The organism is Legionella pneumophila subsp. fraseri, assembly GCF_000586315.1.
GTDB lineage: Bacteria > Pseudomonadota > Gammaproteobacteria > Legionellales > Legionellaceae > Legionella > Legionella pneumophila_B.
In genome coordinates this window covers 1-23031 of sequence record NZ_JFIM01000033.1, presented here as the reverse complement: position 1 = coordinate 23031, position 23031 = coordinate 1, and the positions used below count along the sequence as shown (strand labels likewise).

Here is a 23031-nt window from a genome sequence, read left to right as displayed (position 1 = left end):
GTGCTCACTATAATTGATTTAATTCATTCATCTCAATAAAAAACTATTCATAAACGAATTCATGATCTATTTTAGAGACTATCCGTGATGTATCATGAACAATGATGACCTGAACAATTATGGAATAAATAACCATCTCAAAAGAAAGGAATAAGTATGTCAAGACGTGAGTGGCCCGCCAATAACTACGCCATTGGATCTTACATTCAAGCGACTGTGGCTGAAGAATATTTACCCTGCCTGAAAATGAAGCCTGACGACAAAATATTGGACATCGGCTGCGGTAACGGCGCTTTTACAAAAAACATTCTTATGAAAGTGCCTCAAGGCTCTGTATTAGGCATAGACGCTTCCGAGAATATGTTACATTTAGCCCAAGACGTGAGTAAGGAATATCCTAACTTTTCAGTCCAGAAAGCCGATGTACTCACAATGGACTTCCACTTACAATTTGACTATGTCGTCTCTTTTTGGTGTTTGCAATGGGCATGTGCCAATATTCAAAAAGCATTTTTAAATATCGTTAACGCATTGAAACCCGGGGGAAAATTTCTTACTCTTTTTCCAGCAGGAGACGATCCGTTTATCATGAGTTATTACGCTTTAAAAAAATCAGGGCAATTTGTATCCTTGCATGATTTTATCCCTCCCGTAGATTATTCTCACTTAAACAATCTGGAAAAAAAACTGGAGTCGTTAAGCTGTCAGGAGCTAAAAGTAAAGCTATGCCGGCAATCCATTACCCTCCCTTCCCTGGATGTTTTCAGGAAATTCGTCAATGGCATTGCTTTTTATCAAGAACAATTGCCCAATGAAGAGATACAAAAAATCAACGAAGCTATGGTTCAATATTACGATAATGAATGCCAAGCCAAATATCATGGTGAATATCAATTTAATTTCACTATCTATTTAGTAACCGGCGAAAAATAAAAAAGTAAGCAAACAAAAAAGAAGACTTGTTCTACGACTATAGATCTCCAGATAAAATGGGGGAGTAATGCACTTAAAACGGACTTTATCATTAACACTGCTGGCCTTTTATGGACTTGGAACCATATTGGGCGCGGGAATTTATGCCCTTGTTGGTGAAGTTGCAAAGGAGGCAGCACAATTTACCCCTCTATCCTTCTTAATCGCCTCCATCATCGCTTTTTTTACTGCCATTTCTTATGCGGAACTAAGCTCAAGGTTACCGCTTAGCGCAGGCTCCGCTCTTTATGTGCGGAAAGCATTCCAGCAAAGGTGGCTATCTGGCTTAATCGGTTGGATAGTGATTTTAACAGGTGTGATCTCGGCAGCCACCCTATCCCATGGCTTTGTCAAATATTTTCAATTGTTTTTACCCTTACCGCCTTCCCTTATCATCACTATTTTAGTTGTCATTTTAGCGGGAGTTGCTGTTTGGGGTATTCGTGAATCAGCGACTCTTATCCTGTTCATGACACTCATGGAAGTGGGTGGATTATTGATGATTATTTATTACGGTCGTTATTCATTAGCTTCTATCGACATCCAATCCTTCTCTTTTCCTCATTCTTTTGATGGGGTGCTTATCGGAGCTTTTATTGCGTTTTATGCTTTTATTGGTTTTGAAGATATGGTGAATACCGCCGAGGAAACAATAAATCCTGAAAAAACTCTTCCAAAAGCTATTTTTCTTGCTTTAATATCCGCAACCATTTTATATGTTGCAGTCGCCTGGGTTATCGTCTCGACCATACCACCCAATGCTTTAGTCACAACGGACATGCCCCTTATTGAAATTATTAAGCTTCAGGGACAATCCCCCTTGTTGTTTTCAATCATTGCACTAATTTCTATTACCAATGGAATTCTGGTGCAAATTATTATGGCTTCGCGACTTATTTATGGTATGGCTAATCAACAAAATGCCCCTCAAATATTCTCCTTTGTTTATTCCAAAACGCAAACACCAGTCAACTCGACCTTACTGGTGTCTCTTATTATTTTACTATTTGCCTATGCCCTCCCTATTACAACCCTGGCCAAATTAACCAGCAGCATCATATTGTGTATTTTTATCATCATTCATGCCTCATTAATTAAAATCAAACTGACAGAAAAAAAACCACCAGAGGCTATTTCATTCCCTATTGTTTTCCCGATGATTTCCATTTTATTAACCCTGACATTTTTAGGCATACAGTTTTTTTTAAAGTAGATTATCTCTTCTAAATCTTTAAACCAGTGTCGCATAAATTTTGGGAATCGACAGAGTCATTGCCTGTTTTCAATTCACTGCCCTTCTTTGCCTGATGCCTCGATTTTGGCCTAAACGTTATGATGATCTTGCCATCCTTATTTAGAAAGCGCTTAGTGCCTCTATGCTATACTTCTTGTAAAAAGGCAAGAATCCTATGGACATTAGAGACATCAAATCCTTTCTCGCTGTCATTGAATACCATTCCCTCACCCTGGCGGCTAAAAAATTGCATGTCACTCAATCAGCCATGAGCAAACGCATTCGAAAAATAGAGGACGAGTTAAATGTACGTTTGATAATTAGCGAGGGTTCCAAATTAATTTTTACTGAAGCAGCCAAACAGCTTATCCCTTATGCCAGGCAAATGTTTTCCGCACATCAAAATATGGTCCATACCCTTAAAAACTCACAACAATTCACACAAAGCATCATCATAGGGGCTTCGGTGTATGTTTCTCACTACGTATTGCCGAGTTTTTTTAAATACTTAAAAGAAATCAATCCTGCCATCCAAGCGCATCTGAAAACCATTAGTGAAAAAGAAGTGGAGTATATTCTGAACCATGGCACGGTTGATTTGGTTATCTGCCCCGCACGGGAAGTGTCTGAAAAATTATTGGGCGATTCTTTGCTCTGGGAGGAAAAACTGAATTTGGTTGTGGCAGTAAATCATGAGCTAGCCCATAGAACTTCCGCACTCTCACTCTCAGAACTTTCACAGTTCCCCGCCATCTTAACTGAGCAGGGGGCTGCGCTGCGTGATAAAATTGATACCCTATTTGAAAAAAATCAACTGGTGTTAAACCTGGGTTTTGAAATGAGTACTATTGATGCAATAAAATCTATAGTAGAGTACGGTTTAGGCTGGAGTTATCTGCCTGATAGTTTGCTATCAGAAAAGTTAAAAATCTTAAAAATAAAAGACCTTGAACTCACAATCCCATTTCATGCTTATTATCTCAAAAAAAGAATCAATGACCGCTTGATTAATGACTTACTAAGCAACTTCAAAAAATGGCAAAATCGTGATAATAAACAGGAATGAATTTGCGCTTTTTCTATATGAACATTGCAATAGATAACCCTCCTCTTCATTGATCCTTTTGAACATAGACTATAATTAATCATAAGATAAACCCGAATCACACCATATGATGAAAATAGAATCATTTCAATACATTCAAAACCAGGGGTGGAGTATCCCAACATTTCCTGAACTCGACTCCGAGAATACCTTAATTTTAGTTTTTGCCAGTCCCGTATTTAGGGCAAACAGCAAACCAATTGAAGAATTGGCTCAAGCCTATAAAAAATCAAAAATCATAGGATGCTCCACTGCAGGAGAAATTTTTGGGCCTAATATTTTTGATAACAGCATTTCGGTTGCAGTAGTTCAATTTGAGTCAACGAAACTTCAATTGGCAAAAACAGAGGTTAAAAGCACTGAAGAGTCTTATGAGGCAGGAATTCATTTATCAAAATCATTGCATCAAAAGCAAAATCCCCAAAGCATATTTGTTTTGTCCGATGGCTTAAATGTCAACGGTTCCGAATTAATTAAAGGATTAAACCAGCATGCTGGCAAAGGGGTTATTATTACAGGCGGTCTGGCAGGAGATGGTGCGGATTTTAAAAATACCTGGATTATTTACGATGGAAAAATTATAGACCATTGCATTGGGGCAGTAGGGTTTTATGGTGATCAAATCCATGTAGGGCATGGTTCAAGAGGAGGTTGGGATATTTTTGGACCAGAAAGAGTCATTACACAATCTAAAGCAAATATTCTCTATGAACTGGACAACCAGCCCGCGCTAAAACTTTATAAAACCTATCTTGGTGACAGGGCTTCTGAATTACCAGCGGCAGGCTTGCTTTACCCGCTTGCTATCCGTAACCCATCTGCACCAGATTCTCAACACATTGTGCGCACTATTCTGGGAGTCAATGAAGAAGAGCAATCCCTCATTTTTGCTGGCGATTTGCCTCAAGGATACTATGCTCAATTAATGCGTGCCAATTTTGACCGCCTGATTGTCAGTGCCAATGAGGCGGGAGAAAACGCTAATGATAGACTTTTTAAAAATGGAAACTTGAATACACAACCTGTTTTGGCAATCGATATCAGTTGCGTCGGCAGAAGATTGGTATTAGGTGAACTTACGGAGGAAGAGACAGAAACAACATTACAATCACTGCCTCCTAAATCGATACAAATTGGCTTCTACTCTTACGGTGAATTATCACCTCTGGCAACAGGTACCTGCGAATTGCATAATCAAACCATGACCATTACGACCCTGTTAGAGAGTCCATAAACCAAAAAGGAATTCAGTAATAATGACAGAAATGCATCGGTTGTTGCGGCGACAGTTAAAAAAACTTGGTTTTACTGTTGATGGATTACCACAAAATCTGGAGAGTTGGACTCAATTTATTGCACATATCAATAAAACATACTACGAAAACGATCAAGACCGCTATTTATTAGAGCGCTCTATTGATATTTCTTCTAAAGAAATGAGGGATATTAATTCGAAACTCGAATACGCCCAAGATATAGCGCAAATGGGATATTGGCATTATGATGCAAACACAGATACTGCGACATGGTCCAAAGGACTATTTAAAATTCTGGGTTTGCCGCCTAGTAATGCGGCACTGAACTATTCTTCATTTTTGGATATTGTACATCCTAATGACAAGGCAGGACTAAAAAATGTGGTCGAAAAAGCCCTCAAAGAAAAAGAAGATTATGATTATGAGCTAAGAGTAAGAAATGCAGACAATGAGTACAAATGGTACCGAACCATAGCAAGAGCCAACCCGGAGAAAAATGAAATTTCCGGGGTTTTGATGGATATCTCCAAAAGAAAAATAATTGAAGAACAAGTTCTTGAACTGAATAATAAACTGGTTTCAACAGCTCGTCTTGCCGGGATGTCGGAAGTAGCCACCTCGATACTTCATAATGTGGGCAATATTTTAAACAGCGTCAATGTTTCTGCCATTATTCTGAAAAAGAATATATCCAACATTCATTATAAAAAACTGTCCGCTATAAAAACCATGCTTGACGAAAACATCAATCAATTAAGCGAATACTTGTTACAGAATCCAAAAGGTAAATTGATTCTTCCCTATTTGGACGCGTTATCGAAAACCCTGCATGAAGAATATGAAGAAAACATGAAGGAAGCCAACAGTCTGGAAACTAACATTAATCATATTAAAGAAATCATAGCCATGCAGCAATCATTGAGCGGCTTATCGAATTTAACAGAGAAAATTTCAATCCATGATGTGATTCTTAATGCGGTAAAATCAGTCATATTGGACAAACATCAAATTGATGTCCGTATTGAGATTGAACCGGATATCAATGAGTTTATCACTGACAAATCCAAGTTATTTCAAATTCTTACCAATTTACTCGCTAATGCGAAAGATTCTGTTTTATTACACGAAGCGAATGATTCCAGAAAAATTGTTATTTCCATCAGGAGAGCAGAAAATAATCATATTATGATTAAAATAAATGATAATGGCCTTGGAATTCAAAAAGATAACCTGGATCGAATTTTTTCTTTTGGATTTACAACCAAAAAAAATGGTCATGGTTTTGGACTACACTGTTCCGCAATTTATGCACGGGATCTGGGTGGTACGCTATACGCTGAAAGTAATGGCAATGGCAAAGGCGCCCAATTTATATTAGATTTACCCATCAATCCAAAAACCTTGGGTACGAGGTAGAAATGAGCACTGAATCTTTTCGCATTCTGGTCATCGATGACAATCCAGCGATTCATCAGGATTTTATGAAAATCTTAAATGTCAGCAAGAACTCTGTATTATTAAATAAATTTGATGCCGAGCTGTTTGATGATGAGACAGAACAACTTGGAATTTCTTTGCCTGAATTTGAAATCGATGTGGCGACTCAAGGCATTGAAGGCATAGAAAAAGTGAAACGCTCACTTGAAGAAGGCCGGCCATACCCGCTCGCCTTTGTTGACATAAGAATGCCCCCGGGGATAGATGGGATAGAAACCATCAAACGCATTTGGGCCATTGATCCACAAATACAAATTGTTATATGCAGTGCCTATTCCGACTACTCATGGGAAAGCACAGTGAATACCTTAGGCTTAAGTGATAATTTATTGGTATTAAAAAAACCTTTCGATGTGATTGCCGTAAGACAGCTGGCAAGCGCGTTAACACAAAAATGGGTACTTGCCAGAGAAACTCAAAAACACACTGAATTTTTAAATCAATTGGTAGAGGAAAGAACCGAATCTTTGCAACAATCCTTCTCCTTATTGAGAGCAACGATTGAGTCCTCTTCGGATGGCATTCTGGTTGTCGATTTACAAGGGAAAATCGTTGATTACAACTCTCAATTCGTCAAATTGTGGAATATACCCGAATCCATCATGAAAAAAACCAGCGAATCCCAACTCATTCAGTATATGTCAACGCAATTACTGAATTCAGAACAGCATGCCCAACATGTTAAAGAATTTTCTATTCACATCGATGATTCCAGTATACAAATTTATCATTTTAGAAATGGTAAAGTGGTTGAATGCTGTTCCAAACCGCATCGCGTTGGTCTGCAAACAGTAGGCCGTGTATGGAGCTTCAGAGACATCACTGAGCAAACGCGATTAAAGGAAAAGCTGGAGTACCAGGCCACTCATGACGTATTAACCAATTTACCCAATCGCTTGTTATTAATTGATCGTATTGAACATGCTATCAGCGGTTATGCCCGCCATAAAATGAAATTTGCCATACTATTTTTTGACTTGGACCGCTTTAAAATGATCAATGACAGCTTGAGCCATGAAGCCGGTGATCAATTACTGTGCGCCGTCGCTGAACGATTACGTTCTTTGGTGCGAAAAGAGGATACTCTCGCCAGACTTGGTGGGGATGAATTTGTAATGCTTTTTCAATCGTTTAATTCTGAAGAGCAAATTGCCGGAGTAGCTCAAAAAATCCTCCAATCCTTTCAAAAACCATTTCATATCGCTGAAAGAGACATCAATATTCATGTCAGCATCGGTATTAGCGTTTATCCAACAGATGGCAAAACAGTAAACACTTTACTCAGTAATGCGGATATGGCGATGTATCAGGCAAAATTTCGCGGCGGTAACCAATTCTCATTTTATACAGAGAAACTCAACAAGAAAACAAACCAGCAATTTCAGCTGGAATTGGACTTGCAAAAAGCGATTATCCATCATGAGTTTTTCCTCCTTTACCAGCCTCAATTTACAGTTAATACTCATGAGATTCGTTCCATGGAAGCATTAATCCGGTGGAATCACCCGCAAAAAGGTATTATTTTACCCTTGGATTTTATTCCCACTGCCGAAAGTTCAGGGCTTATCGTACCAATAGGGGAGTGGGTTTTGCGGGAAACCTGTAAACAAATTGGTACGTGGCGCACAATGGGGCTGCCTGAAATTCGTGTCGCTTGTAATGTAGCAAGTAAACAGTTAAGACAACGAGATTTCCCTGCAATGGTGGAGGATCTTTTAAAAGAATATTCAGTCGAACCTCATTGTCTGGAGCTGGAAATTACTGAAAATGTGATTATTGACAAAGAAATACAAAGAACGATCAAAAAGTTGAAATCACTGGGTGTGTTGATTATTTTAGATGATTTTGGCACAGGAAATTCCAGCCTGAATTTATTAAAACAGGTCGCTGTCGATAGTCTTAAAATCGACCAATCATTCATTCAGAATATTTCAAAATCGCCAGGAGATGAAGCGATCATTGATGCGATTATTGCTATCGCACAAAGTATGAATTTTAATATCATCGCCGAAGGAGTCGAAACGCAAAACCAGCTTAAATTCCTCAAGAAAAGGCGATGTAATGACATTCAGGGCTTTTTAATGAGCAAGCCTATACCACCAGAAGAGATAGAAAAACTTCTGCAAGGAAATAGGACAAAATAAGATAAAAATCGGATTGGCATCTACAAGAGCTATCCGATGGATTGCAATTATAGATGCAAGACAAATTACACCGTAATCATAACGGTTTGATCACGTAAATCATTCTCATCATAATCCATAACATCCACATCCATGACTTCGATATCCATTGGTTCTGGACTCAAATGTCTCCCTCTCCTCCTGGCTTCACTAAAGAAACCATAGTTTGCCTCACCTGAACAATGATAAGTAATTTTCGGTTTATGATCTTCTATAGCCTGTTCGAGCTCACGCATCAATTTCATACCACTATGGTGAAGTTGGTACACATCATCCGTTTGCAGTTCTTCTACAAGCACTGGTTTCGGATCTTCATCCGTATTTTCTTCCATGTATGGAGTATCAAGATTTGCAAAAATTTTGGAAGTATAATCACCAATAGATTTAGCTTTTACCAAGGTACAATTCATGTCTCTCAACTTCCAGGAGAGGTCATCAAACACAGCTGGGCTTGAGCACTCACTTTTTACCACGTCAATCTCGGAAAGCATTTCAACAATTCTCTCATTTTGAAAAGGAGATACTTTGAGAACTGATTGATTTTCTGATAGCGTTGATTCAACAAAATTTACCAGAGGTTCTGAATTCTTATCCTCATGAAACTGCTTCGCAATAGAGCCACCATGTGTTGTGACAAGTTCTTCATACTCTCTTAAGAGAGTCGTGTATTCGAATATGCTTTGCGGGAGATAAACATTACTCATATAATCATAATAAGCTTTAGACCAGGTTGAATGGTCATTTTGTAATTGATTAAGAAACCGATTATGTTCTATATCCAACTGACGTAACTTCTCCTGAATTCTTTCAAAATCGCTGACAGAGTTATCGTAAGCGTCTTTAGTATATATCTGAACCGTGAGAAGTGCTGGTAATGCGGGTATCAAAGCAGTTTTGAATTGTCTTTTTAAATTATTGTGTGCATTGTATGTCGTTGAGAGATTAAATAATCGCTTAAATTTTTCTTCACAATCTTTAAAAATCAAGCGACTCTCGGAACTCAATTGCTTCCGATCAATAGAGTTAGGGAGGTTATTGGATATTAATCCCGTATATATTGCACCTGCTCCAAACAAATCTCCTTTAAGATAGCAAAAATTCATTAGTTGAATATACATATCATAATAAAAAACCCGCAGAGTAGGATCTTCTTGCTGCATCACCGAGAAATTAATCAATGCAGATAAATTGTTAAAGTAATCACTCATCTTATCGATATTTTGAAATTTCTCTCGCGAATCCCCAGGTTTTTTTTCCTTAAAATAAATGAGTTCTTCTCTGGCAATGTTGGTAAGCAATAAGCGGGAATGATCCCTTATGGATTCACTCAAATTATCTAAAAATTGCTGAGCTTGTAATGTAATCGCGGTTCTGTCATTTTTACCATGCTTATAAATTTGCTCGAAAAGATTATTGAGCTCATTTTCCATCTCGCGATATGCATTGCTATCTAAAATTTTAGGCATATTGATTTCTCTATTATTAAAAAATATAATTAATGACAAAAAAATTCATTTAATCGTCAAAAAGGCATGTAATTGTACTAAAATAAAATATAAAATGCAATGTGGGCTAATAAAATACAATTCTGCTTTTGGAATTGCATCAATCAGTAGGTATTGCAATCACAAATTGATACTATCCCGAGCAGACAAGTTTCAGAGAAGGCCGCTCTAAAACGAGCCTCGATGATTAGAGGCATATTTTATCAACCAGCGGTTACACTAACCAAACTTTGACTAGAAAGCTGCTCATGGTGATGTATCTCTTCCTTGGAGCCAAATGGCTCTCTTCCTTCAGGTATCGTGTTAAAAAATCTATGCTGATGGGATAATATATGTCCGGATTCAGTATATCCCGTTTTCCTATCCCATTCTTTTTTCAGGGGAGGTTTCTTTTGCTGAGGGATTGTTAAATCTACTTTTCCCTTGGTTCCTGTCGACTTCAGCTGGGTAATATATTTCTTTTCAAAATCCTTTTCTGCCTCATGGAGATGACCGGAACACAAGCCAGGTGAAGTTTTTTTAGCATATGCCCCTTTTTCGGACAGGTACTCAATTAATTTATCAGCATTCCCATCTTCCCAACTGAGACCAGATGTTAAAGGGCCCTCTTCATTATCTTCATGATGTAATAATACAATTTTATCATCCATAATGGGCATGGCCATTTGTTCCATGACACTTAAACCACCCCCACGGATAACCACACAGTTACTACGCGTCATTATCGGTGCCATTTCAACGTCAGATTGATTCCCCAGGAGAATAATTTTTTTACGTATCTCATCACGCCTGGAGGCAGGATAAGAATTGATGATTTGATCGATACGTGCTGCAATGGAATCATTAAGCCCGCCGAAAAGAAAAATATGCTCATACCCCTGATTCAATAAATACTTCGCATAATCAGCTGAAGCATTTGCCGCCAGAGAGCCTATCATGATGGAAGCAATTTTAGCATGCGGTTTGATTGTAATTTTTTCTTTACCATTTAACACTGGCAGTGCACTTTGCTTTTCCTTTTTATAAACATTAAAGTGCAAATCAAATGCCTGGGTCTTATCCAGGTATTTTGTCAATGAGGGGTCTTTAAAGGCATTGCGAATCATTGGGTTATTGCGTGGGTCAATATTATGAACCGCTTTAAAGCCTTGTTCTTTGCCAAAATGCGCCTCTTTAAATGGTTCACTCATATTTACTGCATGTATCTCCATCAATTGTCTTTGCTCTGATGTGAGTTCCTCCAAATTATTCATAAAATGAATACAACCCAGTGAAGGCAAATCGGTCATATACTGATCAATAGCAATAGGCTGATAGGAAGTTCCTCTTTCAGCATTGTATACAGGCAGAAATACCGTATTGTAGTATTTAACGGCATCGCAAATAGCTCCCAAAGAAAGTGCCTGTGTGGAAATTAATCTTGTGTAAGGAGTATTCTGTTTCGCCGCATGCATAAGGCGTTGTAATATATTTTGATAGACTATATTCCTGTTATCCTCTTCAACATGCCCCTTGAAGCTTATCATCGTTTGAATGTCTTCAATACTGGAAGTCAAGTGAGTCGCGTTATTGAATGCCGTGTATTCATATCCCTCCGGGTATATATCCAACAGCATGTCCACATAAGGACGAGTTCTGCCTGTTTCAATTCCATTTTCTTTTTTAGTTTCACTCTGCTGTATTTTAGACATTTGATCCCAAAAGATGGAGGAGCTCGGTAAAACGGGATATCCGATAAACCTCATAACTCCTTTCAGTATGTCTTCCAGGATAGGAAGAGAGGTAAACCAAACACCAATACGAATCAGAACAGATGTAATTGAGAAGGGCTTGTTTTTGTAAAGTTCCGCATGATGCTGCGTAATGACAACATTATCTGTTTTACTCTGTAAATCATTAATGATGCCATGCGTGGCTGAGATATGCCCTGTTCCTCCACTGCTGGCAATAATTAAGGGACGCTCTTTATGATTAGATAGTTGCGATGGAATCCCATCTATATCCTTTTCCCCATCTTCAGTCAAAGCCACTGGCCGTTTTGCGCGATCCAATTGAAATTTTTCCCGCAAGCGGTCAAGGAAATAATCATGATTGGAATATTCTTCTCGATGACCAAGCTCAGCTACCAAATCTTGTCGGGAAATAAAATGCGGGCCTTTGTATTTTGGATTTTTTAAAACACTTTGACTTGGTTTAAAATGGTGAGAAAACTGATCATCACACAAAATTTGTTTTTCTTCCTCAGTAAGCGGCTGATCAGTGGATAATTTATATAAAATAGAATTAATTTGAGAATCAACCAACGACGCAATGGAACAGAAGTGATCGTGAATTACTCCATCGTACAAACCATTGTCTTTATCCCGCACAACAGAATACATTTTATCCTGAGCAGGTATTCTATTCCAGGCTTTGGTCACATCAACTGGCCATCCTGCCAGCCAAATTAAAGGCGTGAGTAAAGCATAAACTACACCAGCCAGTAGGAAGCGACCATAAGTCAAAGGGCTCCACCAATTTGCTGTTTGTAACTCAGGTACAATAAAACCAAATACTAGAGAAGAAAGAGAAGTAAAAGAGCGTTCATTATTCAACTTGACTTTCATGCCCTTCTCATGAAGTTTTGCTGCGGCAATTGTTGCTACCGCCCCACCTATACACATACCATCAAGGCAGATGTTCTTAGGGTCGGCACCAAGGCTAATTAGCCTTTGCACCTGAGCCAGAATATCGTCGACAAGATTATTTTCTGTCCAGACAAGACCGCGACTGTAATCTACGCCTCTGTAGTTGAAGCTGATGGCTGTGGCGCCCAGATTTTTTGCCGTATAGTTTAAATCCTTTATCCAATTGATGAAATTTTGATCCCGCGCAATACAGGTAATAATAAACTTGCGTTCCCCCATTGGTTTTTTTTCTTCGTCTTCACCTGTAACTTGCACTGAATCCAATTCAGATCCATCAGGAGTTTTTAAGGTGAAAAATTCAATATTAGGTTTGCGTTTTGTTGTATATGAGACATAACCATATTTTTCATGCAGTTGTTCATAAACATAGCCTCTCATTTTAGGGTCCAGGAACTCCAATCCCTTCAGATGAATTTTTGACCAATCGAATGCCCTGCCTTTGCAATACTTTTGTTTTGATTTGCCCTGAACAAGCGCATCGATCTCGGCAAGCAACTTGTTCACATGATTGATATCATTCTCATTATCGTAATGTAATCTTGTACGTAATCTTGGTGTTACAAAAGGAAGAGCCGCAATGGTATTGGCTATTTTAATCAGCGTGTCATTAAACCATTTGTGAGGAGGCCGTTTTTTGAAATTAATGACAACAATATCATCCTCTGGATTATTGCTTGTTTTTGTAAGATGTATTAAACGTTGTTGCGGAATATTATTAGGATTTAATGCCACATGAGTAATATTTCGTGCCAAGAAAAAAGAAACGACCCACCCAGGTAGCCTAAATGGGGCCTTCAGAATATCCAGTATATGTTGCCAGAATGTTTTTTTTTCTTTTTCAAGACTGTAGTAGTTGTATTTTTTATGCATATTAACTTCTAAAAATTAATTAAATCAAAGTGGCACTATCTATTGCAATCCTATAGGGTTAATATATATGCAAACAAATAGTAAAAATTGTGCACATTTTATCATGTTTTATTACACTTATACAATCAGAAAATTAGAACTTTAGGGTTATTACCATATGTTTCTAAAATTGCTGTGCAAAGTATGGGACTATATTTTTCAAGTTTTAAAAACATTTCAAGATTCTCTAGTTAATAATGTTTCTGACTGTTGTTATTCTAACAAAGCAACCTGAAGCATTTATTAACAGATACACCTAATTTGCGACATAATGAGACCTTGCATAACCTGACATCTCTCTCTAAAAAAAGCACGTGCCCCCGAACTTTTTTGCTTTTAACTCAGACCTGCTAGAATGACACAAAATACTTGCTTTTATTGTTATTTTGTAAAAAAATCAATAAATCTTCGTATCTTAGGCTGTAAATATCGGCTTGCCTGATAATAAAGGTACACCGATAAACTGGACTCTTGGAATTCAGGCAAAACCTCAATGAGGCGCCCATCTTGCAATGCTTCAGCCACTATGTATTCATGTAATTTGATAATTCCCATCCCAAGTAAAGCGCACTCACACAAAGCACGACTATCATTGAGCCATAACACAGGTTCAACATAAATCTGCTCATTGTCTTTAAATGTAACCAAATTATCAGGATTTCGCATGCTGTGAGTGATATAACGGTGCTTCCCAAGTTCGGAAGGTGATTTGGGAATACCATTTTTTGCCAGATAATCCGGCGATGCGCAAAGCACATACCGTGTTGTAGAAACTCGCTTACGCACCAGTTCAGGGGGGCCCTCCATAGAAACACCAAAAAGTACATCAACGTTTTCCTGAGCTAAATCAGGAAATCTTTCCGCCAATTCAATTTTAATCTGCAATTTTGGATTTAACTCCATGAATTCTGGTAAATAAGGGAGAAGAAATCTCATAGCAAAATAACGGCTGCTAGTAACATTTAATATGCCCACCGCTTCATTCCGACTACTAGCAATCGCTATTTCTGCCTCATTTAACTCCAAAAGAGTCTTTTTGCATTGCTGATAATAGCGAGCCCCGATGTCAGTTAATGATAATTTTCTAGTTGTTCTCACCAACAGCTCTGCTTTTAGCTCGGCTTCAAGACGTGCAATCTGCCTGCTAACAGCGGCTGTAGATACGCCAAATTTTCTTGCGGCTGCTGCAAAACCATGCTCTTCAACAACAGCAATAAAGTAAGTGATTTGATCAAATTTACCCATGATTTCAATTTTATTATTGCAATATAGTTAATAAATGTTAATTAATTATGATATTGTTAATTATTTTGTCAATAATTATACTGTTCTTAACTGTTAATCGTTAAAATTATTCTCATCATGTATCCAAAAACCAAACTTTCTTTCGTGACTTTATTGTTGCTAATTTCTTTTGCTTCCGTAAATGCTGTCTTATTTACACCGGCCTTGCCCAACATCACTGTATTTTTTGGGATCACAGAGCATGCCGCGCAACAGACTATCACCAGTTTTTTGATTGGTTACGCCTTAGGCCAACTTATTTATGGCCCTATAACGAATCGCTATGGAAGAAAAAGAACACTTTATGGCGGTATTAGCTTGCAAATTATCAGCAGTATTTTATGTGTATTGGCCGGAATGTTTGCCCTGTATCCATTACTTGTTTTAGGACGGTTTCTATTAGCTTTAGGATCCGGCGTAGGACTAAAAATGACTTTCACTTTGGTTAATGAATCCTATCCACCCAAATTAGCCGCACAAAAAACCTCCTATTTGATGCTGGCTTTTGCGATAGCACCCGGTATGAGTGTTGCGCTTGGGGGCATTTTAAACTCTCATTACGGCTGGGAAAGTTGCTTTTATGCAGGTATTGTTTATGGACTCATCCTGCTTGCGATGGCCACACAGCTTCCCGAAACACAAAAAAGTCTTCAACTCAATGCTTTTCAAATGAAGCATCTGCTTCATGGATATGTAAGTCAATTTAAAAACAAACCTTTAATCTCTGGTGGGGCACTAATGGGTGGCGCGTCCTGTTTTGTCTACCTTTTTGCAGCGACGGCACCGTTTATTGCTATGAATTTGCTAGGCATGAGTACAACAGAGTATGGCCTTGCCAATATTTTACCTTCCTTAGGCCTGACTCTGGGCTCAGTCCTGTCCGCTCAATTTGCGAAAAAATACTCGCAACGTGCAGGAATCCAATTGGGCATTTCAATCTCAGGGTTTGCCGCACTGGCAATGATGATAGCCGCATTGACCCATCATTCAGCATTCATCAAGCTATTTCTTCCCATGATATTTATATATTTGGGACTGTCTTTTATTTTTGCAAATGCTTCGACATTTGCTATGAGCCACACTTCCGATAAAGCCCATGGCTCCGCGGTAATGAATTTTATCAATATGGGATTGGTTACTGTGGTTATCTTGGGATTAAGCGTATTACCAATGTCACAATATTTATTACCAGCAATTTATATTATCCTGTGTATCTTAATGATGGGACTATTCCTATACTTCATAAAAAAACAATGAAATAAAGTAACTCAATTTCTTCAATCGACAGGAACAAGGAGTTATGATGAATATACAACTGAATCATACTATCGTGTGGGTGAAAGATCGTGATAAATCAGCTCACTTTCTCACTGAGATTTTAGGCTTACCCGAAGCAACTCCATATGGCCCATTTCTTGTGGTTGAGATGAGTAACCAGGTGAGCCTTGATTTCTGTGAAACAAATAAAGAAATTGCTTCTCAACATTATGCCTTTTTAGTAACAGAGACTGAGTTCGATGCCATTTTTAAGAGAATTTGTCAACTTAAAGTGGATTATTGGGCTGACCCGGGACAAACCCGATTAGGTCAGATGAATTATAATGATGGAGGGCGAGGATTATATTTTGAAGACCCCAATGGGCACCTTCTTGAAATCATCACGAAACCTTATGGTAGCGGATCTTAAAAATACGCCGGGGGATTTCCTTCGACATCAAATTGTAAATTTGAACTGTCAATTAGGTTAACACCTTGCTTGATAAATTCGTTTTTTATTTTTATGAAATCATACTTCACAAGCGCTTGAGTTGCATCCTCAATCAAACTACAGCAAAATCCCTCACTGACGGCATCCTTAATTGTAAAATAAACACAAATGTCAGCACATAAACCACAAAAATAAAGTTCCTTAGCGCCTTTTTCGCGTAGGTAACCGGCCAGTCCGGTAGTTTTCTGATGCAAATTATCATAAAAACCACTGTAGCTGTCTATATTGGGGTCAGTTCCTTTTCGAAAAATGGCTTCAATAGGATTAGTATTCAATTGCGGATGAAATTGAGCACCAATACTGCCCTGGACACAATGGTCAGGCCATAAAGTTTGTTCCATATCACCCAGTTTGATTTTTTCAAAGGGTTTCTGGCCCGGATGATTGGAGGCGAAACTGATATGATTCGGGGGATGCCAATCTTGTGATGCAACAATCAGATCAAAATAGTGCAAAATGCTGTTAATAACGGGAACAATAGCATCACCATTCGGTACTCCCAGTGAGCCGCCTGGCATGAAATCATTTTGAACGTCGAGGATGATTAAAGTCTTCATAAATTTACCTTGAGTGTTCAGCTATCAGCTGATCTCTCTTCATTTTAAGCTCGGTGCTTAAACCCACTTTATAAATATGAGGATTAATAAAACGCTTGTATTCGAACGGCAATCTAGAAAAGCTTTGTTGGCTAAACCTGGCTATTTCTCCAAGTGATTTTTTAGGTAGCAACCGATTGCCATTTTCCATCACTTTATACAGTAATGCCTCTTGTTTATAGTGCTTTATCGAAAGCGATTTTAGAATTTCAAAAGGATGATGCATCATATCAATTTTTTTTTCTGTTCTCAGAACCACAACATCCGCACCTCGATAAGTCCCATCTTTTTCGAGTACCCTGTATACTTGCTTTTGATAAGGAATGGTAATCTTTGCAGGGGTATCTGATAATTTAATACTAGGTTGGCCATTTACAAATGCCAATTTATAAACCCCATCGAGAGCCGCATCCGGAGCACCAATCGCAAGATTGGTCCCCACACCAAAAGCATCAATAGGTGCATCCTGCTCTAACAAATTTTTGATAACATACTCATCAAGTTGATTGGAAGCGGTAATAGCCACATAGTTTAAGCCAGCCTCATCCAACATGTGGCGAGCTCTTTTGGCTAACCATGCCAAATCGCCACTATCCAGGCGAATGCCTTTGAGTCTATGCCCTCTCTTCTCCATTTCCTTAGCTATTTTGATTGCATTGGGAACACCACTTTGTAAGGTATTATAAGTATCTACTAGCAAGATGCAATTCTCTGGCCATGCTTCGGCATAATCAGAAAAAGCATGTATCTCACTATCGTAACTCTGGATAAAAGAATGAGCCATAGTACCCGATACAGGAATTGAATAATCACGTCCGGCTCTGACATTGCTTGTCGAATCAAAACCACCAACTATGGCTGCACGGCTTGCAAAATACCCTCCAGCACCCTGTGCTCTCCTTAATCCAAAATCAATTAAAATACGTTCCCCGGCAACCTGTCTGATGCGCCTGGCTTTTGTCGCAATAAGCGTCTGAAAATTAAGAATATTTAATAATAACGTTTCTATGATTTGCGCTTCAATCAAATTGGCTTCGATACTCACAACTGGCCGAGTAGGAAACACAACATCTCCCTCGAGCGACGCATACACCGTGCCATTGAACTTAAACTGTTTCAAATAGTTAATAAAATCAGGATGCATGTTCTGCTGTTGTAAAAACTCTATATCTTGTTGTTCAAAACGAAGTTGTTCCAGAACATCCACTAAATCCTCCAGACCCGCAAAAATCGCATAGCCTCCTTTAAAAGGAAGAGCACGAAAAAAGTAATCAAATGTCGCTTTATGCTCATGGTACCCTTTTAAAAAATAGACTTGAGCCATAGCCAATTGATATTGATCAGTGTAGGTTCCTGTGATGTTTATCATGTATATCCTTGTCGATTGAATTGCATTTATTTTGACTATGCGTGGCATAAGTTAAAAAATTAATATGGGAAAATCACTGGTCTAGTTTCTTTTACTCTTAAACAAAGACAAAATAGCTCTTGTGAGTTCCCTAAAAACTTGACGTACCACTTGTCGGAATAAGGTGTTTTTACTTAAATTATTCAACACGGAGGAATTGTTTTCTTTCTGACTGGTCTGTTGTTTTGCAACTTGTTGATCAGAGATTAGTTCAGACAATTTCTCTTTCGCAGAGGGCACATCTATCATTTGATAATATTTAGCGAAAAGGGACGATTGATTCAATAAAGCCTTTAACTCATCATTGCTTAAAGGCCCCATACGCGATTCAGGTGCTCTAATCATCGCATGAACTAAAGGCGTTGGTTGACCCTTGGCATCCAAGGCACTCACTAACGCTTCCCCTATACTTAAAGTAGTGAGTAGTTGCTCCGTATTATAGTAATTGGATACTGGAAAATTCTGCGATACCAATTTTAAAGCTTTTCGATCTTTTGCAGTAAAAGCACGTAATGAATGTTGGATTTTTAACCCCAATTGGCTTAAAACAATCTCAGGGATATCGTTAGGCGTTTGAGTACAAAATATCAAACCAATTCCTTTGGATCGGATTAACTTAACTATTGTTTCTATTAAATTAAGTAATGCTTTACTGGAATAATTAAAAATTAAATGCGCCTCGTCTATAAAGAGAACCAACCGTGGTTTGTCCGGATCACCTAATTCCGGCATTTGGCGATAAACATCAGACAGCAATTTCAGCATAAAACTGGAAAATAACTTAGGTTTGTCCTGCATATTTAATAATCTTAGTATCGAGATAACACCATGGCCATTCGCATCCGTTCTCAACAAATCTTGAATAACAAAGGAAGGCTCACCAAAAAACTGTTTGCCTCCCTGAGACTCAAGCTCGATGATTTTACGAACAATAGTACCAATAGATGTTGAAGCTATTCCGCCAAATTGTGCGGCAATCAGCTGGTTGCCTCTATCCGTTTGAGCAAATTGGAGCAAGGATTTAAAATCATCCAAATTAACCAAATTCAGTTGATTCGCCCTGGCATACTCAAATAATACAGTCACTACTCCCGATTGGGTTTCATTCAGATCCAGCATCAGCGAAAAAAGCAATGGCCCGAAATCATCAATTCTCGCACGTAATGGAACCCCAGGGTCTTCCGGAGTAAGCGTCAATAACTCTACTGGAAAACCTCGGGGAGTAAAATCGATATGTAACTGCTGGCCTCTCTCCACTAATTTAGTAGAAGTTTCACCTGGCATAGCCAAGCCAGAAATATCCCCCTTAATGTCCATCACTAAACTGGGTACTCCATTTAGGGATAATTGCTCAGCCAATACCTGCATGGTTTTTGTTTTACCTGTTCCGGTAGCACCTGCAATTAAACCATGTCGATTAAAAGCCTTTAACACTAAGTGAATAGGTGTTTCAGAGAGTAATTGGCCATTTAAGACAATGCCACCCAATTTTAAAGAGGGTAGGCCGGCAGACACATAAGGCTTCCATAGATCATCATACATAATGCTTATCTTCTTGATAATAAGAGTTTTTAAAAGTATAGAGGATTCATTTTGATTCACCAACTTTTAATCTGTCTTGAGAGCTCTTTAACATTGAGTCTGGCAGGATGTGTTGAAAGCAAGCATAAATGACACTAGGAAAGAATGAGTTGCTCTTTGAGTAAATCCACTTTTAATTTTTCAAACAAATTACTAAACGTTTCACTAAATTGAAAATAAGGGTATTTTGTTTTTTCAAGTTGAGCCATTGAAATATTAAAAGGGATATAAGATTGTTTTGCCTGGAGACGTTGGAAAATTGGACAAATCGCATCGGCTGCTTTGGCTATTTTTGCCTCAAGACTTTTTCTTTCCTCAAACTCATGCCATAAACCATCCAATTCTATCCCAAATGAAGGATAAACAGCCCTCAGTTTTTCAAGCGCTTCCAATTCTACTTTTTCCTTATCCTTTCTTGCTTCCATATCAAAAGCCAAAACATCTCCAGCATAAATTTCAACGACATCATGGATAAGAACCAACTTAATAGTTTTTAATTCATCGACGTCTATAAATTCTCTTTTTAATTCATTCATAAGAATGATGGCTATCATAGAAGCCGACCAGGAATGCTCCGCTGTGCTTTCCTTTCGTTGAGGATTAGTTATGGTATTACGGAAAACAAGCTTCAACTTATTCATTTCCATAATCAGTTGGTACATCTTTTCAATCTTTTCCATATCTTGATTCATTAAATGCTCAAAAATAACCTATATTAATGGATTCTGATTTTATACTCATTGTCCAGAACAAAACCTGAATTATATATAGAGATAGAATATAAACAAGGCAACGGCGAAACAGAAGACTAGCTAGCCACGAGATACTCACAGTCTATTGGAAAACCCGGGCTATTTAAAAATAGTTTGTCAATATCATTTAAGTCTCCTATTCTTAAACTATATGAGGAAATTAATCGTATAGGGATGAGCATTGAAATGCATTCGTTTGAATCAATCGCTATTGAATTTGATTTAAAAAATCATAGTATGCAAAAAATTGCGATTGAGGATTTAAACATCGATTATCAGGATAAAGATAAAATTTATTGGATACATAGCAATTTAAACCAAAAAAATATCTTTAAAAAATTGCGAGAGAAATTACGATTACCCGAACAAGTGATTCAATTGTGTGGAGAAAAAGACAATAGATCCACAACCATAGATATCGATGAAGCGCTCACTTTGCAAATTCAAGGCTTGTGCTCAATGAAGTTGAATGACAGTTATGATGCTGATTTTGGCAATTTGATTATTCATCTCACACCCAATTATTGCTTTACTGCTTCTAAAACACTGTCGTCTGTCTTGTTTGATCTGTTAAAAAGCTGCCCAAAATCCTTACCCTATGCTAAAACATCTTGTTTTTTGTTATTTTTGCTTCTGGAAGGAGTAATTAATGATTACGCCAAAATTCATTTGGCTTATGAAGAATTGGCTGATCAATTGGACGCGCAAGTTCGTACCACTAATAAAAACACCTATTCGCAAGTTTTGGAATTAAAGCATGGCGTCATGAAAATTAAGCGTTATACCATAGCGATAAGAGAAATATTAATGCGCCTCACAAGCCGAAATATTTTAGTCATCTCAGAGCAGTGTCGAACCTCTTTATATAATTTATCGAATCACTGCCACCTTATTGTCAATGAAGTCGATTCTCTTCGCGATATGCTAAATGGCTTATTAGGACAAATCGATAATCAGTTGATGCAAAACATGAATGAAACCATGAAAGTATTAACCGCTTTCGCAGCCATATTCTTACCTTTAAGTTTAATTACCGGCATTTATGGGATGAATTTCTATTGGATGCCGGAATTAGGTTGGAAATATGGCTACTTTTGGGCCCTTGGATTGATAGTGCTGTGTGCTTTTGTATTGTTTTTAATTTTCAGAAAAAAGAAGTGGTTTTAGGCTGCTTCATAGAGCTACCCGACACTAAAATTTTCCCCTACTCCTTTGACTACCCGCCATGCACATTCAGCCCCATGATAGCTAAGCGCCTGAATATCCGGTTGCGCAGGTCCATTAGCGGTGATAACAAACACACAAGCTTTTGATTGAAAACCCTGTTCTTCGCTAACAGCCGTTAAAGTGTAAGCCAGATTAAAATCTGCGTCTTTACTGAATTTAAGTCCATAATGCAAAGGATTATCCTGAGTCAATCCTGATTCAGCAATTTCTGCACATGAAGGCTCAACAAATTGGCCATTCTGACTGATCATTTTTAAAGTGATTTTCCACGACCCCGATTTCGATGTCACTTCATGCCAGGTATGAGCTCCGCATGCTCCAATTTTCTCAAAAGCGTATGCAGAATTTAAAACTATCCCAATCATCGATGTTAAAAAAATTCTTTTCATTATATTCCCTGTAAAAAAACGCCGAATCACTCATCCTTCATGAATTATCGCAACTTGAAGACATGGTGTAATTCCAGTAAATGAGAACAATAATACAAACGAGAATTATTTGCAATTGCGCGACTGATTCTCAAAATTAATCCTAATAACCCCTAAAATCAGCGATTTGCTTACTGCGTTATTAACTGATAAAAATAATAGAACTATGATGTACATGGAAAAACCATCAAAATGACCAATACAACAGACTTTTATCGACTTACTCCTCTAGCCGAAGCCCGTTGGAAAAGAATTCTAATCAATAAAATTACAGTGCGAACTTTGAGTAAAATATCTTTTTTTATCATGATAGTAACTATCATGATAACTCCTTTTAACCCCTCTCATGCAACAGATAACAAACGTAAACCGACGGTCATAACCGTCAGTGAGGAAGAATTCCAGGTCGATGGTAAAGGAGAAAAAACAAAGGAATTTAAACTCACTTTTACCCATCCGGACGGCACAAAGGACAACAAAGGTTACTTTGCCAATAAAGGAGATATGTTTCATGTTTTAGTTGAAAATAAAAGTGCGTCGCCAATAACCCTGCATTGGCATGGATTAATTGTCCCAAGCGATCAGGATGGAGTACCTGACGTAATAGTATGGACCCCGCCACCTATCGAAAGGCTTCTA

At 38.1% G+C, this 23031-nt stretch carries 18 protein-coding genes; 10 read left to right on the top strand and 8 right to left on the bottom strand.

Translation table 11 applies throughout. The features are described 5' to 3' along the window. Positions 1-156: 156 nt before the first annotated feature. The 6 genes from CC34_RS0108410 (at position 157) to narR (ending at position 8208) form a co-directional block, all read left to right on the top strand. Positions 157-933, top strand: coding sequence for a class I SAM-dependent methyltransferase (locus tag CC34_RS0108410; protein ID WP_028379403.1), 777 nt, complete (start codon positions 157-159; stop codon positions 931-933). 67 nt (positions 934-1000) lie between these two features. Next, entirely contained in the window at positions 1001-2185 is a 1185-nt protein-coding gene (locus CC34_RS0108405) for an APC family permease (protein WP_028379402.1), read from the top strand. A gap of 196 nt (positions 2186-2381) precedes the next feature. After that, entirely contained in the window at positions 2382-3272 is an 891-nt protein-coding gene (locus tag CC34_RS0108400) for a LysR family transcriptional regulator (RefSeq protein WP_028379401.1), read from the top strand. Between the two features lie 109 nt (positions 3273-3381). Beyond that, the gene (nosP, locus tag CC34_RS0108395) at positions 3382-4545 is read left to right on the top strand and encodes a nitric oxide-sensing protein NosP (protein ID WP_028379400.1); all 1164 of its coding nucleotides are present in this window, start codon (positions 3382-3384) and stop codon (positions 4543-4545) included. Positions 4546-4567: 22 nt separating this feature from the next. After that, entirely contained in the window at positions 4568-5983 is a 1416-nt protein-coding gene (nahK, locus tag CC34_RS0108390; RefSeq protein ID WP_028379399.1) for a NosP-associated histidine kinase NahK, read from the top strand. Positions 5984-5985: 2 nt separating this feature from the next. Beyond that, positions 5986-8208 carry a NosP-associated response regulator NarR gene (gene narR / locus CC34_RS0108385; RefSeq protein ID WP_028379398.1) on the top strand — a complete coding sequence of 741 codons (2223 nt, stop codon included), beginning with the start codon at positions 5986-5988 and terminating at the stop codon, positions 8206-8208. A gap of 65 nt (positions 8209-8273) precedes the next feature. On the opposite strand, the gene legG2 is transcribed toward narR, so the two are convergent. The 3 genes from legG2 to CC34_RS0108370 all read right to left on the bottom strand — a co-directional run bounded on the left by legG2 (position 8274) and on the right by CC34_RS0108370 (position 14593). Next, positions 8274-9713, bottom strand: a complete 1440-nt coding sequence (gene legG2 / locus CC34_RS0108380) for a Dot/Icm T4SS effector LegG2 (RefSeq protein ID WP_028379397.1) — start codon at positions 9711-9713, stop codon at positions 8274-8276. Between the two features lie 242 nt (positions 9714-9955). Beyond that, complete coding sequence (sdbA, locus tag CC34_RS0108375) at positions 9956-13309, bottom strand: Dot/Icm T4SS effector SdbA (RefSeq protein WP_028379396.1); 3354 nt, start codon at positions 13307-13309, stop codon at positions 9956-9958. A 420-nt stretch (positions 13310-13729) separates the two neighbouring features. Next, a complete protein-coding gene (locus CC34_RS0108370) occupies positions 13730-14593 on the bottom strand; it encodes a LysR family transcriptional regulator (RefSeq protein ID WP_027264869.1) in 864 nt (287 codons plus the stop codon). Positions 14594-14710: 117 nt separating this feature from the next. Between CC34_RS0108370 and CC34_RS01000000116260 the strand changes: the two genes are divergently transcribed. Further along, positions 14711-15889 carry an MFS transporter gene (locus tag CC34_RS01000000116260; RefSeq protein ID WP_050598210.1) on the top strand — a complete coding sequence of 393 codons (1179 nt, stop codon included), beginning with the start codon at positions 14711-14713 and terminating at the stop codon, positions 15887-15889. A gap of 46 nt (positions 15890-15935) precedes the next feature. Beyond that, positions 15936-16319: a VOC family protein gene (locus CC34_RS0108360; protein WP_027228525.1), complete on the top strand. Its 384-nt coding sequence runs from the start codon at positions 15936-15938 to the stop codon at positions 16317-16319. On the opposite strand, the gene pncA is transcribed toward CC34_RS0108360, so the two are convergent. The 4 genes from pncA to CC34_RS0108340 all read right to left on the bottom strand — a co-directional run bounded on the left by pncA (position 16316) and on the right by CC34_RS0108340 (position 20677). Next, positions 16316-16957 carry a bifunctional nicotinamidase/pyrazinamidase gene (pncA, locus tag CC34_RS0108355; RefSeq protein WP_027228526.1) on the bottom strand — a complete coding sequence of 214 codons (642 nt, stop codon included), beginning with the start codon at positions 16955-16957 and terminating at the stop codon, positions 16316-16318. The genes CC34_RS0108360 and pncA overlap by 4 nt on opposite strands. A 4-nt stretch (positions 16958-16961) precedes the next feature. After that, entirely contained in the window at positions 16962-18365 is a 1404-nt protein-coding gene (locus CC34_RS0108350; RefSeq protein ID WP_027228527.1) for a nicotinate phosphoribosyltransferase, read from the bottom strand. A gap of 81 nt (positions 18366-18446) precedes the next feature. Next, positions 18447-19946: a helicase HerA-like domain-containing protein gene (locus CC34_RS0108345; RefSeq protein WP_027228528.1), complete on the bottom strand. Its 1500-nt coding sequence runs from the start codon at positions 19944-19946 to the stop codon at positions 18447-18449. A gap of 134 nt (positions 19947-20080) precedes the next feature. Beyond that, on the bottom strand, positions 20081-20677 hold the full coding sequence (locus CC34_RS0108340) for an HD domain-containing protein (RefSeq protein WP_027228529.1): 597 nt from the start codon (positions 20675-20677) through the stop codon (positions 20081-20083). A gap of 246 nt (positions 20678-20923) precedes the next feature. On the opposite strand from CC34_RS0108340, the gene CC34_RS0108335 reads away from it, so the two are divergent. Then, a complete protein-coding gene (locus CC34_RS0108335) occupies positions 20924-21904 on the top strand; it encodes a magnesium transporter CorA family protein (protein ID WP_027228530.1) in 981 nt (326 codons plus the stop codon). A 14-nt stretch (positions 21905-21918) separates the two neighbouring features. On the opposite strand, the gene CC34_RS0108330 is transcribed toward CC34_RS0108335, so the two are convergent. Then, the gene (locus CC34_RS0108330; protein WP_027228531.1) at positions 21919-22353 is read right to left on the bottom strand and encodes a hypothetical protein; all 435 of its coding nucleotides are present in this window, start codon (positions 22351-22353) and stop codon (positions 21919-21921) included. A gap of 231 nt (positions 22354-22584) precedes the next feature. Between CC34_RS0108330 and CC34_RS01000000116255 the strand changes: the two genes are divergently transcribed. Further along, the coding region (locus tag CC34_RS01000000116255; RefSeq protein ID WP_032833112.1) for a multicopper oxidase domain-containing protein at positions 22585-23031 on the top strand (447 nt) is incomplete at its 3' end.

What these genes read in the sequence shown, in the direction of transcription:
- nahK (WP_028379399.1), top strand. Translation starts at nt 4,568, where the DNA reads ATGACAGAAATGCATCGGTTGTTGCGGCGACAGTTAAAAAAACTTGGT.
- CC34_RS0108330 (WP_027228531.1), bottom strand. Translation starts at nt 22,353, where the DNA reads ATGAAAAGAATTTTTTTAACATCGATGATTGGGATAGTTTTAAATTCT.
- CC34_RS0108345 (WP_027228528.1), bottom strand. Translation starts at nt 19,946, where the DNA reads ATGTATGATGATCTATGGAAGCCTTATGTGTCTGCCGGCCTACCCTCT.
- CC34_RS0108350 (WP_027228527.1), bottom strand. Translation starts at nt 18,365, where the DNA reads ATGATAAACATCACAGGAACCTACACTGATCAATATCAATTGGCTATG.
- CC34_RS0108360 (WP_027228525.1), top strand. Translation starts at nt 15,936, where the DNA reads ATGAATATACAACTGAATCATACTATCGTGTGGGTGAAAGATCGTGAT.
- legG2 (WP_028379397.1), bottom strand. Translation starts at nt 9,713, where the DNA reads ATGCCTAAAATTTTAGATAGCAATGCATATCGCGAGATGGAAAATGAG.
- CC34_RS0108335 (WP_027228530.1), top strand. Translation starts at nt 20,924, where the DNA reads ATGCATTCGTTTGAATCAATCGCTATTGAATTTGATTTAAAAAATCAT.
- nosP (WP_028379400.1), top strand. Translation starts at nt 3,382, where the DNA reads ATGAAAATAGAATCATTTCAATACATTCAAAACCAGGGGTGGAGTATC.
- sdbA (WP_028379396.1), bottom strand. Translation starts at nt 13,309, where the DNA reads ATGCATAAAAAATACAACTACTACAGTCTTGAAAAAGAAAAAAAAACA.
- CC34_RS0108410 (WP_028379403.1), top strand. Translation starts at nt 157, where the DNA reads ATGTCAAGACGTGAGTGGCCCGCCAATAACTACGCCATTGGATCTTAC.
- CC34_RS0108340 (WP_027228529.1), bottom strand. Translation starts at nt 20,677, where the DNA reads ATGAATCAAGATATGGAAAAGATTGAAAAGATGTACCAACTGATTATG.
- CC34_RS01000000116260 (WP_050598210.1), top strand. Translation starts at nt 14,711, where the DNA reads ATGTATCCAAAAACCAAACTTTCTTTCGTGACTTTATTGTTGCTAATT.
- pncA (WP_027228526.1), bottom strand. Translation starts at nt 16,957, where the DNA reads ATGAAGACTTTAATCATCCTCGACGTTCAAAATGATTTCATGCCAGGC.
- CC34_RS0108370 (WP_027264869.1), bottom strand. Translation starts at nt 14,593, where the DNA reads ATGGGTAAATTTGATCAAATCACTTACTTTATTGCTGTTGTTGAAGAG.
- CC34_RS0108405 (WP_028379402.1), top strand. Translation starts at nt 1,001, where the DNA reads ATGCACTTAAAACGGACTTTATCATTAACACTGCTGGCCTTTTATGGA.
- CC34_RS0108400 (WP_028379401.1), top strand. Translation starts at nt 2,382, where the DNA reads ATGGACATTAGAGACATCAAATCCTTTCTCGCTGTCATTGAATACCAT.
- narR (WP_028379398.1), top strand. Translation starts at nt 5,986, where the DNA reads ATGAGCACTGAATCTTTTCGCATTCTGGTCATCGATGACAATCCAGCG.